Here is a 16,158-nt window from a genome sequence, read left to right as displayed (position 1 = left end):
CTTGAGAGGGTAAGGCTCCCAGTAGACGACTGGGTTGATAGGCCAGATATGGAAGCCTGGTAACGGGTGGAGTTGACTGGTACTAATAGGCCGAGGGCTTGTCCTCAGTTGCTCGCGTCCACTGTGTAAGTTCTGAGGCAACGAACAGTTGCCGGTTCAGAGCTGAACTCGAACTCACAAATAAAAAGTGTGCTTGTTCGCTCGAAACCATTAGGGTTTCGGTGGTCATAGCGTGAGGGAAACGCCCGGTTACATATCGAACCCGGAAGCTAAGCCTCACAGCGCCGATGGTACTGCAGGGGGGACCCTGTGGGAGAGTAGGACGCCGCCGAACAATCTTTGGAGGACCCCTGGTCCCAGCGTTCAGCTGGGACCAGGGGTCCTTTTGTTTTTACAATGCTTGTGGTACCCGAAGACAGGAGTCACCCGATGTCCACCAACTCTCCCGACGACCGACCGGAGCGCGACCAGCGGCGACGGGACAGTGGTGACCGCGGTGATCGTGGCGGCTACCGCGGCGGCCCGCGCCGGTCCAACGACCGTGGCGACGACCGTCGTTCCGGCGACCGTCCCTCCTTCCGCCGCGACGACCGCGGCGGCGACCGTGGTGGCGACCGCGGCGACCGTGGCGGCTTCCGCCGCGATGACCGCGGCGGTGACCGTGGTGGCTTCCGCCGTGACGACAGCCGCGGTGGCGACCGTGGCGGTTTCCGCGGCCGTGACGACCGTGGTGGCGACCGCCCCTCGTTCCGCCGTGACGACGACCGTCGTGGTGGCGGCGACCGTCCGCCCTTCCGTCGTGACGAGCGTTCCGGCGACCGCCCGTCGTTCCGTCGTGACGACAGCCGTGGCGACTTCCGCCGCGACGACCGCCGTGGCGATGACCGTGGTGGCTTCCGTGGCCGCGATGACCGTGGCGGCGACCGTCCCCCCTTCCGTCGTGACGAGCGCTCTGGCGACCGTCCGTCCTTCCGCCGCGATGACAGCCGTGGTGACTTCCGCCGTGACGACCGTCGTGGTGACGACCGTGGTGGGTTCCGTGGCCGTGACGAGCGTGGCGGCGACCGTGGTGGGTTCCGCCGTGACGACCGCTCCGGCGACCGTCCCTCCTTCCGCCGTGACGACGACCGTCGTGGTGGCGACCGTCCGTCCTTCCGCCGCGACGAGCGTTCCGGCGACCGCCCGTCGTTCCGTCGTGACGACAGCCGTGGCGACTTCCGCCGCGATGACCGCCGTGGTGACGACCGTGGTGGCTTCCGTGGCCGCGATGACCGCGGTGGCGACCGTCCCTCGTTCCGTCGCGACGACGACCGTCGTGGCGGCGGCGACCGTCCGCCCTTCCGCCGTGACGAGCGCTCCGGCGACCGTCCCGCGTTCCGTCGTGACGACAGCCGGGGCGACTTCCGCCGTGACGACCGTCGCGATGACCGCCGTGGCGATGACCGTGGTGGATTCCGTGGCCGCGACGACCGTGGTGGCGACCGTCCCCCCTTCCGTCGTGACGAGCGCTCCGGCGACCGTCCGTCCTTCCGCCGCGACGACGACCGCCGTGGTGGCGGCGGTGACCGTGGCGGCTTCCGTCGGGACGACAGCCGTGGTGGGGACCGTGGCGGCTTCCGTGGCCGGGACGACCGGGGTGGCGACCGCGGTGGATACCGGGGCCGGGACGACCGTGGCGCCCGGCCGGGCGAGCGCGGTGGGTACCGGGGTCGTGACGACCGCCGGGACGACCGTGGCGGCGACCGTGGTGGGTACCGGGGCCGTGACGAGCGGGACCGCGACCGCGAGCCGATCAAGCGCCTCCCGATCCCGGACGACGTCACCGGCAACGAGATCGACAAGGACGTACACCAGGAGCTGCTGAGCCTCCCGAAGACGCTCGCGGAGGACGTCGCCAGGAACCTGGTGATGGTCGCGCGGCTCATCGACGAGGACCCCGAGGGCGCCTACGGCTACTCCAGGGTCGCCCTGCGTCTGGCGTCCCGTGTGGCCGCCGTGCGCGAGGCCGCCGGCTTCGCCGCCTACGCGAACCAGAAGTACAGCGAGGCCCTGGCCGAGTTCCGTGCCGCCCGCCGGATGACCGGCAACACCGAGCTGTGGCCCGTGATGGCCGACTGCGAGCGTGGGCTCGGGCGTCCGGAGAAGGCGCTGGACATGGCCGGTGCCCCCGAGGTGCAGAAGCTGGACAAGGCCGGCCAGGTCGAGATGCGGCTCGTCGCCGCCGGTGCCCGGCGTGACCTGGACCAGCTCGACGCGGCCATCGTCACCCTGCAGAGCCCGGAGCTGGCCTCCAACTCCGTCCAGCCCTGGACCGCCCGGCTGCGGTACGCCTACGCGGACGCCCTGCTGGCCGTCGGCCGGGAGGGCGAGGCACGGGAGTGGTTCGCCAAGGCCGTCGAGGCCGACCGCGACGGCAGCACCGACGCCTCCGACCGGCTCGCCGAGCTGGACGGTGTCGAGTTCGTCGACGCGATGGACGAGGACGACGCCGAGACCGAGACCGTGGTGACGGTCGTGGTGGACGAGAACACCACCACCGACGACGAGCCCGATGACGACGAGCCCTCGGACGAGGACGCCCCCGAGGCCGTCGAGCCCAAGGCCGATGAGCCGAAGGCCGATGAGCCGAAGATCGTCCAGATCAAGGACTCCACCGAGGACTGATCCTCAGCACACGAATGAAGGGCGGGACCCCAGCGGTCCCGCCCTTTTTCATGCCCGGAAAGTTTCATGCCCGGAAAGCCGGAGCACCCGCTAGATGTCCAGCACCCGCAACACCAGCCCCGACGCCGGCTTGGGCCCGAACGACGTCGACTTGCGCGGCATCGTCACCCCCTGCCGGGCCAGCTCGCGCACGACCTCCTCGCGTACCGGATGCAGCAGCACCGCCGTGCCGCCGCCGCGTTCCGCCTTGGCGACGGTCGCCGCCGTGTCGTGGATGTAGGCGATGTGCGCGGGGGAGTCCTCGGGGATGTGCCAGATGTGGTCGAGGAGCGCGGTGTGCAGGACCGTCGCGTCCAGGGAGCGCCAGGCGGGCGGATATCCGGCCGGGACCGCGCGGGCCAGCAGACCGGGGTCGGGACGGTCCAGCAGGTGGAAGTCGCCGTCGCCCGCCAGCAGGAAGGCGTTGCCCTCGGCGGCCGCCTCCGCGAGCGCCTCCAGTGCCTCGGGCAGGGACACCGCGAGGTGCCGTACCCGGAACAGGTCGCCCACGGCGGCCAGGGCGTCCGCCACCGGCAGGCCGTGCAGCAGGCGGTGGATGGCGCGGACGCGCAGCGGATAGCGGGCGGTGTCGACCAGCAGGACCAGGCCCAGGTCCCACGGGCCGGGGGAGGGCTGCTCGGCGCGGAGCAGGCGGTAGGTGGCCCAGCGGTGGTGGCCGTCGGCGATGAGCGCCTGGTGGTGGGCGAGGTCCTCGCGGACGAGGGACAGCTCGGCCGGGTCGGTCAGGCCCCACAGCCGGTGCCGTACGCCGTCCTCGGTGGTGGTCGTCAGCAGGGGCGGGAGCTTCGCCGTGCGCTCGATGGCCTCGGAGGTGGCGCCGTCGCCGCGGTAGGTCAGCAGCAGGGGTTCCAGGTTGGCGCGGGTGGCGCGCATCAGGCCGGCGCGGTCGGCGACCACCGGGTCCATCACGTCCTCGTGCGGGAGGACCACGCCGTCCTCCGGCTCCGACACGCGCAGGGCGCCGATGACACCGCGCTGCAGCAGGCCATCCACGTCCTGCTGCTCGTACACGTACAAGGCGGGAACCGGGTCCGGGGCGAGGATGCCCGCGGCGAGCCAGCGGCGCAGGGTGTCGGCGGCCTGTTCGTTGCGGATCTCGGGCGTGTCGGCCTGGGGCAGGATCAGCCGGACGATGTTGTACGGGTCGGCGTCCTGGAGGTGGTGCAGGCCGTCCGGGCGTACCACCACGTCGTACGGCGGGGAGGTGACGGAGGCCAGGCTGCCGACCCGTTCGGGGTCGTACCGAAGGCCGCGGAAGGGGTTGAGTTCCAGACCTCGGGGCGCCCTTGCTTCCGAGTGACCTGCGATGTTCATCCCGGCATCGTACGTGTGCGGGCGCCTTGCGGGATGATCGGGGGAAAGAGCGTCGAACGAGGAGCGATACGGATGAGCCGGAGCGTCAGGACGAGTCCCGAGGGCAGTGAGCGGCCCCTGCACGAGGCGTACGACACGGCGCTGCTCGACCTGGACGGGGTGGTGTACGCGGGCGGTGAGGCCATCGCGCACGCCGTGGACTCGCTGGCCGAGGCCCGTGCCGACGGCATGCACCTCGCGTATGTCACCAACAACGCGCTGCGCACCCCGGACGCGGTGGCCGGGCATCTGACCGAGCTGGGCATACCGACCGGGGCTGAGGACGTGATCACCTCCGCGCAGGCGGTGGCCCGGCTGATCAGCGAGCAGGTGCCGGCCGGGGCGAAGGTGCTGGTGATCGGCGGTGAGGGGCTGCGGGTGGCGCTGCGCGAGCGCGGGCTGACCCCGGTGGACTCGGCGGACGACGACCCGGCGGCCGTCGCGCAGGGGTACGGCGGCCCGGACTTCTCGTGGGGGCGGTTCGCCGAGGCGTCGTACGCGGTGGCGCGCGGGGTGCCGTGGTTCGCGTCCAACACCGACCTGACCATCCCCAGCGGGCGGGGCATCGCGCCGGGCAACGGCGCGGCCGTGGAGGTCGTCCGGATCGCCACCGGTGCCGAGCCGCAGGTGGCGGGCAAGCCGCTGCCCCCGATGCACAAGGAGACCATCCTGCGCACCGGCGCGAAGCGGCCGCTGGTGGTCGGGGACCGGCTGGACACCGACATCGAGGGCGCCTACAACGGCGAGGTCGACTCGCTGCTGGTGCTGACCGGGGTCACCGACGGCGCCCAGTTGCTCGCCGCGCCCCCGCAGCAACGGCCGACCTATGTCGACGCCGATCTGCGGGGCCTGCTGACCGGCCAGCCGGAGGTGACGAAGGACGGCGAGGGCTTCCGCTGCGGGGGCTGGACCGCCACGGCCGGCTCGGGCCGTCTGGAGCTGTCGGGCGAGGGCTCGGAGCTGGACGGTCTGCGGGCGCTGTGTGCGGCGGCCTGGACGGCGGCCGGGGACGGCACCTGCACGCTGGACGCGGAGAAGGCGCTGGCCAGGCTGGGTCTCTGACGCTCCGCCGGACGGGCGGGATCGAGATCAAATAGGAGGATAGGCTAACCTAACCGCGTGTTGGTCGAGAGTCCTCCGGAACAGCGCGCGGCAACCGCCCCCGCGCCCCCGAAGCGACGGCTGGTGCGTGCCCTCGGGCTGCTCCTGGCCGTCGTGCTGCTGGCGTTCGTCGCCATGGCGAGTATCGGCATCGGCGCCAAGTCGCTGGCGCCGGACCTCGTCTGGCACGGGCTGTTCCACGACAGCGGGACCTACGCCGACATCGTCGTACGGGACCGGATCTCCCGGACCGTCCTCGGTCTGCTGGCCGGGGCCGCGTTCGGGCTGTCCGGCTCGGTGCTGCAGGCGCTCACCCGCAACCCGCTGGCCGACCCCGGCCTGCTCGGCATCAACGCGGGCGCCTCGGCGGCCGTCGTCACCGCCATCACCTTCTTCGGCGTGACCTCGCTCAGCGGGTACGTCTGGTTCGCGTTCGCCGGTGCGGCCGCCGTGGGCGCGCTGGTGTGGTTCCTCGGGGGCACCCGGGGCGCCACCCCGGTACGGCTCGCGCTGGCCGGCACCGCGATCGGGGCCGCGCTGTACGGATACCTCCAGGCCGTGATGATCACGGACGACGAGGCGTTGTCCCGGATGCGCTTCTGGACGGTCGGCTCGCTGGACTCCGCCAACGACCGGACCATCGTCCAGGTGCTGCCGTTCCTGCTGGCCGGCATGGTCCTCGCGCTCGCCCTGGCCCGGCCGCTGAACGCCATGGAGATGGGCGACGACACCGCCCGCGCGCTCGGCGCCCACCTGAACCGCACCCGCGCGCTGGCCATGCTGGCGGCGACCGTGCTGTGCGGCGCCGCGACCGCCGCGTGCGGCCCGATCATGTTCGTCGGCCTGATGGTGCCGCACGTGGTGCGCTCCTTCACCGGGCCCGACCTGCGCTGGATTCTCCCGTACGCCGCCGTGCTGTCGCCGGTGCTGCTGCTCGGCGCCGACATCGTGGGCCGGCTCGTCGCCCGGCCCGCCGAGATCCAGGTCGGCATCATCACCGCGCTGATCGGCGGCCCGGTCTTCATCTTTCTGGTACGACGGCGGAGGACGGCGCAACTGTGAAGACACTCTCCCGGAGCCGTGCGGTACGCACCCCCGGCGGGCTCTCGCTGCGCCTGGACCTGCGCTCCCTGATCGTCGTCGTCCTGCTGCTGGCCGCCGTGGTCGCGGCCGGTGTGGCCCTGATCGGCACCGGCGACGCCCACATCCCCGCCATGGACGTGCTGCGGACCCTCGTAGGGAACGGCAACCCGTACCAGGACTTCATCGTCAACGAGCTGCGGCTGCCCCGGCTGCTGGTCGGGCTGCTGGTCGGCGCGTCGCTGGGGCTGGGCGGGGCGCTGTTCCAGTCGATCTCCCGCAACCCGCTCGGCAGCCCCGACGTGCTCGGTCTCGCCCAGGGTTCCACGGCGGGCGCGCTGGTGATGATCGTGCTGTTCTCCGGCAGCGCCGCCGCCGTCACGGCGGGCGCGCTGGTCGGCGGCCTGGTCACCGGCCTCGGCATCTATCTGCTCGCCTGGAAGCAGGGGGTGCACGGATACCGGCTGGTCCTGGTCGGCATCGGTGTCTCCGCCGTGCTCACCGCCGTCAACGGCTATCTGATCACCAAGGCCGACATCGTCGACGCGGCCCGCGCGGTGGTGTGGATGACCGGGTCGCTCAGCGGGCGGGACTGGACCCAGGTCTGGCCGCTGCTGATCCTGTGCGCGGTCGTCGTCCCCGTGGTCCTCGCCAACGGGCGGGGCCTGAGGATGCTGGAGATGGGCGACGACGTGGCGTACGCGCTCGGGGTGCGGGTGCACCGGGTACGGCTGGTGCTGATGGTCGGCGCCGTCCTGCTCACCGCGGCCGCGACCGCGGCGGCGGGCCCGGTCGGCTTCGTCGCCCTCACCGCGCCGCAGCTCGCCCGGCGGCTGACCCGCTCGCCGGGCCCCAACCTCGTGCCGTCCCTGTGCATGGGCGCCGCCCTGCTGGTCACCGCCGACTGGGTCTGCCAGCGTCTTTTCGGCGCCGACCAGTTGCCCGTCGGCGTGGTCACCGGTGTCGTCGGCGGCGCCTACCTGCTGTGGCTGCTGGTCGGCGAGCGCCGGGCGGGCCGGGTATGAGCGCCGAAGCGAGCGGACCGAAGTCGAACCTTCCTAGGAGCACCACCACCGTGAACCGCCTGTCCGCCGAGAACGTCACCCTCGCCTACGAACAGCGCGTCATCGCCGAGCGGCTGTCGGTGGAGATACCCGACAACTCCTTCACCGTGATCGTCGGCCCCAACGCGTGCGGCAAGTCCACCCTGCTGCGGGCGCTGTCGCGGATGCTGAAGCCGGCCGAGGGCCAGGTGCTGCTCGACGGGCAGACCATCCACTCGCTGCCCGCCAAGAAGGTCGCCCGCACCCTGGGCCTGCTCCCGCAGTCCTCCATCGCGCCGGACGGCATCACCGTCGCCGACCTGGTCGGCCGGGGCCGCTACCCGCACCAGGGGCTGCTGCGCCAGTGGTCGGCCGAGGACGAGCGCGTCGTTCAGGAGTCCATGGCGCAGACCGGCGTCGCGGAACTGGCCGAGCGGTACGTGGACGAACTCTCCGGCGGCCAGCGCCAGCGCGTCTGGATCGCCATGGCGCTGGCCCAGCAGACCCCGCTGCTGCTGCTGGACGAGCCGACCACCTACCTCGACATCCAGCACCAGATCGACGTCCTCGACCTCTGTGCCGAGCTGCACGAGACGCAGGGCCGCACCCTGGTCGCCGTCCTGCACGACCTCAACCACGCGGCGCGCTACGCCACGCACCTCATCGCCCTGCGCGGCGGCGAGGTCATCGCCCAGGGCGCGCCGAACGAGATCGTCACCGCCGACCTGGTCGAGCGGGTCTTCGGGCTGCGCTGCCAGGTCATCGACGACCCCGAGACCGGGACCCCGCTGGTCGTGCCCGCCGCCCGCAAGGCGCGGACGGCACCTCGGGCCGGCGGGGTCACAGCAGCTTCCTGAGCCGGAACAGGTCCATCAGACCCGCCTCCAGCTTGACCCGGCCCGACCCCCAGGCGGAGGCGAAGTTCAGCTCGCCGTCCACCAGGGCCACCAGGTCGTCCCCGGTCAGCGCCAGCCGGATCTGGGCCCGCTCCCTGGGCGGGCCCGGCAGGGTCTCGGCCACCTCGATCCGGCCGCCTCTCATGCGGCCGGCGAAGGTGACGTCCAGGTCGGTGACATGGCAGCTCACCGAGCGGTCCAGCGCGGCGGCCGCGCCGGCGTCGCCCTCGGCGCCGCTCATGCTGTCCGAAAGCTTCTCCAGTGCCGTACGGCACTCCTCGATCGTGGCCATCGCGCACGACGGTACCCCAGGCGTTCGCGGTAGCGTCTGGGCATGAGCGAGTCCGCGCCCGAGTCCGTGCCCCCGGCGCCCGAGTCCGACCCCGCCGCCCCGGCGCCCCTGGCCGTCCCCCGTACCCCCACCGGGGACGCCGGGGTCGACGCCCGCCTGGCGCGGCTGGCCGACGCCGACCACCTGCCCACCGAGGGACACCTCGGCGTGTACGAGGATGTACACCGGGGGCTGCGCGACGCGCTGGACGCGCTCGACGCCCGCCCGGAGCATCCGGCACCCGCCCCCCGGTGAGGCCCGGCCCGCACCGCCCGTACCAAGCACGAAGACTTGAGCAGGAGCTGAACCGAACGTGGCAGGAGTCGCACGCCGCCGTCTCGACGCGGAACTGGTCCGCCGCAAGCTGGCGCGCTCGCGCGAGCACGCCAGCCAGTTGATCGCCGCCGGACGGGTCACCGTCGGCAAGACCGTGGCGACCAAGCCGGCCACCCAGGTGGAGACCGCCGCCGCGATCGTGGTGCTGAGCGACGACTCCGACCCCGACTACGTCTCGCGCGGCGGCCACAAGCTGGCCGGGGCGCTTGCCGCCTTCGTCCCGCAGGGCCTCGTCGTCGAGGGCCGCCGCGCCCTGGACGCCGGCGCCTCCACCGGCGGCTTCACCGACGTCCTGCTGCGCGCGGGCGCCGCCCAGGTCGTCGCCGTGGACGTCGGATACGGACAACTCGCCTGGTCTCTGCGGAACGATGAACGGGTCGTGGTCAAGGACCGTACGAACGTACGCGAGTTGACGCTGGAGGGGATCGACGGAAAGCCGGTGGACCTGGTGGTGGGCGATCTGTCCTTCATCCCGCTCCATCTGGTGCTGCCCGCCCTCAAGCGGTGCGTGACGCCGGACGCGGATCTGGTGATGATGGTGAAACCGCAGTTCGAGGTGGGTAAGGAACGGCTGGGCAGCGGGGGTGTCGTACGGAGTCCGCAACTGCGGGCGGAGGCCGTGCGCGGGGTGGCCGACAAGGCGTGGGAGCTGGGTCTCGGGGTGCGAGGAGTCACCGCGAGTCCGTTGCCGGGCCCGTCCGGCAACGTCGAGTACTTTCTCTGGCTGCGTGCCGGAGCCCCCGAGATCGACCCGGCCGACATCGATCGTGCAGTGGCGGAGGGGCCGCGTTGACACAGAACCGAGCGCGTACTGTTTTCCTGCTCGCCCACACCGGGCGTCCCGCGGCGATCCGCAGTGCGGAACTCGTGGTCAAGGGACTGCTGCGGTCCGGCATCGGGGTGCGGGTGCTGGAGGAGGAGGCGTGCGACCTGCCGCTGCCGGGCGAAGTCGAGCTTGTCAAGGAAGCGACACCGCAGTCACTCGACGGCTGCGAACTGCTCATCGTCCTCGGCGGTGACGGCACCCTGCTGCGCGGCGCCGAGTTCGCCCGCGCCTCCGGGGTGCCGATGCTCGGCGTCAACCTCGGCAGCGTCGGCTTCCTCGCCGAGGCCGAGCGGGACGACCTGGACCGGGTGGTGGACCGGGTGGTGGCCCGCTCCTACGAGGTCGAGGAGCGCATGACCATCGACGTGGTCGTGCACCGCAACGGTGACATCGTGCACACCGACTGGGCGCTGAACGAGGCGGCCGTGCAGAAGGTGTCCGCCGAGAAGATGCTCGAAGTGGTGCTGGAGATCGACGGCCGCCCGGTCACCGCCTTCGGCTGCGACGGCATCGTGCTCTCCACCCCCACCGGCTCCACCGCCTACGCCTTCTCCGCCGGCGGACCGGTGGTGTGGCCCGAGGTGGAGGCGCTGCTCATGGTGCCGATCAGCGCGCACGCCCTGTTCGCGAAGCCGCTGGTCACCTCCCCCGACTCGGTCCTCGCCGTCGAGGTGCTCCCGCACGTCCCGCCGGGCGTGCTGTGGTGCGACGGCCGCCGCACCATCGAGCTGCCGCCCGGCGCCCGGGTCGAGGTCCGGCGCGGCGCGGTGCCGGTCCGGCTCGCCCGGCTGCACCACGCCTCGTTCACCGACCGGCTGGTGGCGAAGTTCGCCCTGCCGACCACCGGCTGGCGCGGCGCCCGCGACCACTCCTCGGAGTGACAGCGGCGGCCCGTGTGCGCGGCGCGCCCCGGACCTCGTAAGGTCTGTTCCGTGTTGGAGGAGATGCGGATACGGTCGCTCGGGGTCATCGACGACGCCGTGGTCGAGCTGTCGCCGGGGTTCACCGCGGTCACCGGTGAGACGGGCGCGGGCAAGACCATGGTGGTCACCAGCCTGGGCCTGCTGCTCGGCGGACGCGCCGACCCGGCGCTCGTACGGATCGGTGCGGGCAAGGCGGTGGTGGAGGGGCGGATCGCCCTGGCCGCCGGCGCCTCCGCCGTGCAGCGCGCCGAGGAGGCGGGGGCCGAGCTGGACGACGGCGCCCTGCTGATCAGCCGTACCGTCTCCGCCGAGGGCCGCTCCCGCGCGCATCTCGGCGGGCGCAGCGTGCCCGTGGGGCTGCTCGCCGAGCTGGCCGACGAACTGGTGGCCGTGCACGGCCAGACCGACCAGCAGGGCCTGCTCAAGCTGTCCCGGCAGCGCCAGGCCCTGGACCGGTACGCGGGCGAGGCCGTCTCCGGCCCGCTGACCGCGTACACCGAGGCGTACAAGCGGCTGCGGGCCGTCGCCGCCGAGCTGGACGAGATCGTCACCCGCGCCCGCGAGCGCGCCCAGGAGGCCGACCTGCTGCGGTACGGCCTGGACGAGATCGCCGCCGTGGAACCCCGCGCGGGGGAGGACACCGAACTCGCCGAGGAGGCGGAGCGGCTCGGGCACGCCGAGGCGCTGGCCGGCGCGGCCACCGCGGGGCACGCCGCCCTCGCGGGCAACCCCGAGGACCCGGAGGGCATCGACGCCTCCACCCTGGTCGCGGGCGCCCACCGGGCACTGGAGGCGGTCCGGGCCCACGACCCGGCGCTGGCCGCGCTCACCGACCGGATCGGGGAGATCGGCATCCTGCTGGCCGACGTCGCCGGTGAGCTGGCCGGATACGCCTCCGACCTGGACGCCGACCCGCTGAGGCTGGCCGCGGTGGAGGAGCGCCGGGCCGCGCTGACCGCGCTGACCCGCAAGTACGGCGAGGACATCGGCGCCGTGCTGGCCTGGGGCGAGCAGGGCGCCGCCCGGCTCACCGAGCTGGACGGCGACGACGAGCGGATCGGTGAACTCACCGCCGAGCGCGACGCCCTGGGCGCCGAACTGGGCGCCCTCGCCGAGGCGTTGACCAAGGCCCGCACCGAGGCCGCCGAGCGGTTCGCCGCCGCCGTGACCGCCGAACTCGCCTCGCTGGCGATGCCGCACGCGCGGGTCTCCTTCGACATCCGCCAGACCGAGGACCCCGACGGCATCCAGGCCGACGGCCGTACGGTCGCCTACGGGCCGAGCGGGGTCGACGAGGTCGAGCTGCTCCTCGCCCCGCACCCCGGCGCCCCGCCCCGGCCCATCGCCAAGGGCGCCTCCGGCGGTGAGCTGTCCCGCGTGATGCTCGCCGTGGAGGTGGTGTTCGCGGGGACCGACCCGGTGCCGACGTACCTCTTCGACGAGGTGGACGCCGGGGTCGGCGGCAAGGCGGCTGTGGAGATCGGGCGGCGGCTGGCGAAGCTCGCCCGGACCGCGCAGGTCGTCGTGGTCACCCACCTCCCGCAGGTCGCGGCCTTCGCCGACCGGCAACTGCTGGTGGAGAAGACCAACGACGGCTCGGTCACCCGGTCCGGCGTGAAGGTCCTGGAGGGCGAGGACCGCGTCCGCGAGCTGTCCCGCATGCTGGCCGGCCAGGAGGACTCCGAGGCCGCCCGCGCCCACGCCGAGGAACTCCTCGCCACCGCCCGAGCGGAGGACTAGGGCGTGTCCCGCCGCGCCGCCCTGCTCACCTCGGCGCTGCTCACCCGAGGGCTGACCGCCGCACTCCGGCACCGCGCGCCGGGCGGCCGGGACCGCTGGGAGCGGAAGAACCACGCGGGCCGCACCGTCGAGCTGTACGCCGGGCCCGCGAGCGCCGCCGCCACCGCGCTCGCCGCCGCCCGCGTCCACCCGGCGGCCGGGCTCGCCGTGCTGGCCGCCGGAGCCTGCGGGGCGTACGACGACATCGCGGGCGCCGACGACCCCCGCCGGGGCTTCCGTGCCCACCTCGGCGCCCTCAGCACCGGCGAAGTCACCTCCGGCGCCGTCAAGTTGTTCGGCATCTCCGCCGCCGCGCTGGCCGCCGGTCTTGTGCTGAAGGAGCGGCCGCTGGACCGGCTGCTCGCGGGCGTCGTCATCGCGGGCGCCGCGCACACCGCCAACCTGCTCGACGTACGCCCCGGCCGCGCGGCCGGCGCCGTACTCGCGCTCGCGGTGCCGGGGCTCGCCCGCGGCGGTGCGGGCGGCGCGCTGGCCGCCGTCGCGGCGGGCGGGGCCGCCGCCGTGCTCCCCGAGGACGTGGGGGAGCGGGCCATGCTCGGCGACACCGGGGCGCACGCCCTGGGCGCGGCGCTCGGCACCGCCGTGGTTTCGGCCAACGGGCGCGCGGGCCTTCTCGTGCACGCCGTCGCCGTGGTCGCCGCCACCGTGTACGGGGACCGGGTGTCCGCCTGGGCGCGGGCCCTGTGAGCCGCTGACCTCGCGGTACGCGTGCCGGCCAGCTCCGCCGGGCCGACGGCCGCTCTCACTCGTACGGGTGAGATGCGCCAGCGCATTGCCAACGCGCCCCGTCTGCCGGCTCCGGCGCGATTTCCCGGAACAGCCGTACGTACTGGCATGCTTGACGGTGTGCCGCCTCCGGGCGGGGGCCCGCGCGGCCCGTCGTACCCCGCTTCCGGTGTTTCGCCGTTCGCTACCTTCTGTACGTCCTCGTGACCGATCCGTACGTTCCCCTGACCGACCCCGCCCCGACCCAGGAGTCCCGGCCTCAGTGACCCCCGTGAGCAGCAACGCCCCGCACGGCCAGTCCTCGCTGCGCACCGTGCAGGTGCTCGGCGGCGGCAACGCCGGGAGCAGCGCCCATGTGCGCTCCCTGGCCGAGGGACTGGTCGCGCGGGGCGTCCGGGTCACGGTGTGCGCCCCGGCCGAGGCCGACCACGCGTACGACTTCCGGGGCACCGGCGCCGACCACGTACCCGTGCCCCGCAGCAGCGACCCGGCTGCGGTGGGGCGGCTCCGGGCGGTCTGCGCGGACGCTGACCTGGTGCACGCGCACGGGCTGCACGCCTCCTTCCGGGCCGCCCTGGCCCTCGGCGGCCGGACGACCCCGCTGGTCGTCACCTGGCACGACCGGGCGCACGCCGAGGGCGCGCGGGCGCATCTGCTGCGGCTGCTGGAGCGGCGCGTGGCGCGGACGGCCGCCGTGGTTCTCGGCACCAGCTCCGCCCTGGTCGACCGGGCCCGCCGCACCGGCGCGCGGGACGCCCGGCTCGGCGCGATGGCCCTCCCCGGCCGCCCCCGGCCCGCCGCCCCGGACGACCCGGACCGCCCCTCGGCCAAGCTACGCGCCGAACTCGGCGTCACCGACCGGCCGTTGCTCCTCGCCGTCGGCTCCCTCGACCGGCACCGGGGCTACGACGTGCTGCTGGACGCCGCCCACCGCTGGAGCGGCCTCGACCCGCAGCCGCTCACCCTGATCGCGGGGGAGGGGCCGCTCCGCGCCGAGCTGCAACAGCGCATCACCGACGAGGAGTTGCCCGTCCGGCTGCTCGGCGTCCGCGATGACGTGCCCGACCTGCTCGCGGCCGCCGACCTCGCCCTGCTCACCAGCCGCTGGGAGTCCCGCCCCCTCTTCGCCCAGGAGGCCCTGCACGCCCGCGTCCCCCTGGTCGCCACCGCCGTCGGCGGCATCCCGGACCTCGTCGGCGACGCCGCCGCCCTCGTCCCCTACGGCGACCCCCGCGCCCTCGCCGACACCGTCACCGCCCTCCTCGCGGACCCCGAGCGGCGCGAGCAGCTCACCGAGCGCGGCATCCGCCAGGCGTCCGGCTGGCCTACCGAGGACGACACGATCGCCCAAGTGCTGAGCATCTACGACGAGTTGACCCAGCCGATCGTGTTGCTCTAGCTAGTCGACGTGCCGCCTGGCTCGCAGGGCGAGGCTCAACGCCAGTACGGTCTGCGGGTCGTCGAGGTCCGTGTTCAGCAACTCGCCTATGCGGGCGAGGCGGTTGTAGAGGGTCTGGCGGTTGAGGTGGAGTTCGCGGGCGGTCTCCGCCTTGCGGCCCGCGTGGGCGAGGTAGGTCTCCAGGGTGGGGAGCAGCGGGGGCTTGGCGCGCCGGTCGTGTTCGCGCAGCGGGCCGAGGGCGCGGTCCACGAAGGCCGCCAGGTCCGGGTGGTCGCGCAGCCGCCACAGCAGCAGGTCGATGTCGAGGCGGCGGGCGTCGTACCAGGGCCGGTCGGTGAGCCCCTGTGCGGCCGTCGCCGTCTCCGCCGCGTGCCGCAGGCTCGCCGAGGCCGCCGCCCAGTCGCCCGGCACCCCCACCACCACGACCGGCGGGCGGGCCCCCGGCCGGATCATCCCGGCCCGCTCGGCGCCCGTACGCAGCGCGGCCGCCACCCGGTCCGCGACCGGCGCCCGGTCGGCCGCCGCGCGCAGCCCCACCAGCACCGGCACCCGGCCCTCCACCGGCCGCACCCCCAGCAGCACCGGCACCCCCACCGACGCCAGCTCCTCCCCGACCGCCCGCGCCAGCACCGCCCAGCCGCCCGCCGGGGACAGCGCGTCCCCCACCCGCATCACCACCGGCAGCAGCGGGCCGTCACCCGGCCGGAACCCCAGCACGCGGGCCTGCGCCGGAGCGTCCCCGGCCCGCACCCGGCCCTCGGCCAGATCGGTCAGGAAGTCACCCCGGCCGCGTGCCGCCAGCTCCTCCTCCTGGCGGGCCTGCATCAGCACCACCGCCACCGTCCCCGCCGCCCGCTCGGCCGCGATCCGGTGCACCGGCGCCAGCGGAGCGCCCACCGGCAGCAGCACCAGCCGCGCCCGCACCCCGCCCGGCCCCGCGCCCCCGCCCGGCACGTCCACCAGCAGCGCCCCCGCCGGCGGCGGCTCCGCCCGGTGCGGACCGCGCAGCCCCTCCCACACCTGCAGGGGGTCCGCGCCCTCGGGGCCCGGCCCGGCCGCGTACAGCAGGCGGCCGTCGGCGGTCTCCAGGAACACCGGGTTGGCGCAGAAGTCGGCGAGGATGGCGAGCAGTTGGGGCACCCCGCCCCCGCCGAGCAGCGCCTCCGTACAGCGCCGGTGCACGTCCTCCGCCCGCTGGAGCAGGGCGTAGTGGCCGTTGACGATCTCGGTGTGGATCTCCTCGGTGACCGCCACGAAGGGCACCTCGCGGTGCAGTTGGACCAGCGGCAGGTCCGTCGCCCGCGCGGTGTCCACCATCGCGGCCGGGAGCCGGGTGAAGCGCTGGCCCAGCTCCACCACCAGCGCGGCGATGTCCCGCTCGGCCAGCGTGCGCACGAACGCCCGCTGCTCGGCCGGGCGCGTGCCCAGCCCGTACCCGGTGGTCAGCAGCAGCTCGCCGCCCTTGAGCAGCGAGGCGATGTGCGGAACCTCGCCCGCGTGCACCCAGCGCACCGCGCGCCCCAGCCGGTCCTCGCCCGCCACCACCTCCGGCAGCCCGCCGCGCAGCCCGGGCAGCTCCAGCGCCCGCCGCACGGTGATCCCGCCACCCTCTGTGCCCAT

15 protein-coding genes and 2 rRNA genes are annotated in these 16,158 nt (G+C 73.9%); 13 read left to right on the top strand and 4 right to left on the bottom strand.

Annotated elements, in window-relative coordinates; translation table 11 throughout:
- Nucleotides 1-106, top strand: a 23S ribosomal RNA gene (locus E5083_RS27125); the annotation flags it as partial.
- A 111-nt stretch (nt 107-217) separates the two neighbouring features.
- A 5S ribosomal RNA gene (gene rrf / locus E5083_RS27120) occupies nt 218-334 on the top strand.
- A 29-nt stretch (nt 335-363) separates the two neighbouring features.
- Here the strand turns inward: rrf and E5083_RS31545 are convergent.
- Nucleotides 364-1,851, bottom strand: coding sequence for a hypothetical protein (locus E5083_RS31545; RefSeq protein ID WP_208754166.1), 1,488 nt, complete (start codon nt 1,849-1,851; stop codon nt 364-366).
- Here E5083_RS31545 and E5083_RS31540 point away from each other — a divergent pair.
- Entirely contained in the window at nt 1,792-2,664 is an 873-nt protein-coding gene (locus E5083_RS31540) for an FUSC family protein (RefSeq protein ID WP_208754165.1), read from the top strand. The two genes, E5083_RS31545 and E5083_RS31540, sit on opposite strands and share 60 nt — an antisense overlap.
- Nucleotides 2,665-2,754: 90 nt before the next feature.
- On the opposite strand, the gene E5083_RS27110 is transcribed toward E5083_RS31540, so the two are convergent.
- On the bottom strand, nt 2,755-4,038 hold the full coding sequence (locus tag E5083_RS27110) for a DUF1015 family protein (RefSeq protein ID WP_135788288.1): 1,284 nt from the start codon (nt 4,036-4,038) through the stop codon (nt 2,755-2,757).
- 72 nt (nt 4,039-4,110) lie between these two features.
- Between E5083_RS27110 and E5083_RS27105 the strand changes: the two genes are divergently transcribed.
- Genes E5083_RS27105 through E5083_RS27090 form a run of 4 tightly spaced genes read left to right on the top strand, consistent with a single transcriptional unit; the run spans nt 4,111 to nt 8,158 of the window.
- Nucleotides 4,111-5,139: an HAD hydrolase-like protein gene (locus E5083_RS27105; protein ID WP_135788287.1), complete on the top strand. Its 1,029-nt coding sequence runs from the start codon at nt 4,111-4,113 to the stop codon at nt 5,137-5,139.
- 57 nt (nt 5,140-5,196) lie between these two features.
- Complete coding sequence (locus E5083_RS27100; protein WP_135788286.1) at nt 5,197-6,240, top strand: FecCD family ABC transporter permease; 1,044 nt, start codon at nt 5,197-5,199, stop codon at nt 6,238-6,240.
- Complete coding sequence (locus tag E5083_RS27095; protein ID WP_135788285.1) at nt 6,237-7,283, top strand: FecCD family ABC transporter permease; 1,047 nt, start codon at nt 6,237-6,239, stop codon at nt 7,281-7,283. The genes E5083_RS27100 and E5083_RS27095 overlap by 4 nt, the downstream gene beginning before the upstream one ends.
- On the top strand, nt 7,280-8,158 hold the full coding sequence (locus tag E5083_RS27090; protein ID WP_135788284.1) for an ABC transporter ATP-binding protein: 879 nt from the start codon (nt 7,280-7,282) through the stop codon (nt 8,156-8,158). Before E5083_RS27095 ends, E5083_RS27090 begins: the two co-directional genes overlap by 4 nt.
- On the opposite strand, the gene E5083_RS27085 is transcribed toward E5083_RS27090, so the two are convergent.
- Nucleotides 8,142-8,489 carry a sterol-binding protein gene (locus E5083_RS27085; protein WP_135788283.1) on the bottom strand — a complete coding sequence of 116 codons (348 nt, stop codon included), beginning with the start codon at nt 8,487-8,489 and terminating at the stop codon, nt 8,142-8,144. The genes E5083_RS27090 and E5083_RS27085 overlap by 17 nt on opposite strands.
- Before the next feature lie 42 nt (nt 8,490-8,531).
- Between E5083_RS27085 and E5083_RS27080 the strand changes: the two genes are divergently transcribed.
- From E5083_RS27080 to E5083_RS27055, 6 genes are all read left to right on the top strand, one after another.
- Nucleotides 8,532-8,783 carry a hypothetical protein gene (locus E5083_RS27080; protein WP_135788282.1) on the top strand — a complete coding sequence of 84 codons (252 nt, stop codon included), beginning with the start codon at nt 8,532-8,534 and terminating at the stop codon, nt 8,781-8,783.
- A gap of 58 nt (nt 8,784-8,841) precedes the next feature.
- A complete protein-coding gene (locus E5083_RS27075) occupies nt 8,842-9,657 on the top strand; it encodes a TlyA family RNA methyltransferase (protein ID WP_135788281.1) in 816 nt (271 codons plus the stop codon).
- Nucleotides 9,654-10,571 (top strand): NAD kinase, encoded by a 918-nt coding sequence (locus tag E5083_RS27070; RefSeq protein WP_030812355.1) that lies wholly within the window; start codon nt 9,654-9,656, stop codon nt 10,569-10,571. Before E5083_RS27075 ends, E5083_RS27070 begins: the two co-directional genes overlap by 4 nt.
- A gap of 63 nt (nt 10,572-10,634) precedes the next feature.
- Nucleotides 10,635-12,353: a DNA repair protein RecN gene (gene recN, locus E5083_RS27065; RefSeq protein WP_135788319.1), complete on the top strand. Its 1,719-nt coding sequence runs from the start codon at nt 10,635-10,637 to the stop codon at nt 12,351-12,353.
- A 3-nt stretch (nt 12,354-12,356) separates the two neighbouring features.
- A complete protein-coding gene (locus E5083_RS27060; RefSeq protein WP_135788280.1) occupies nt 12,357-13,100 on the top strand; it encodes a hypothetical protein in 744 nt (247 codons plus the stop codon).
- A gap of 301 nt (nt 13,101-13,401) precedes the next feature.
- On the top strand, nt 13,402-14,538 hold the full coding sequence (locus E5083_RS27055; protein ID WP_135788279.1) for a glycosyltransferase family 4 protein: 1,137 nt from the start codon (nt 13,402-13,404) through the stop codon (nt 14,536-14,538).
- On the opposite strand, the gene E5083_RS27050 is transcribed toward E5083_RS27055, so the two are convergent.
- Complete coding sequence (locus tag E5083_RS27050; RefSeq protein WP_135788278.1) at nt 14,539-16,158, bottom strand: PucR family transcriptional regulator; 1,620 nt, start codon at nt 16,156-16,158, stop codon at nt 14,539-14,541. It abuts the gene before it with no gap.

This window comes from Streptomyces bauhiniae, from assembly GCF_004784475.1.
Lineage (GTDB): Bacteria > Actinomycetota > Actinomycetes > Streptomycetales > Streptomycetaceae > Streptomyces > Streptomyces seoulensis.
This window is presented reverse-complemented; position numbering and strand designations above follow the sequence as displayed.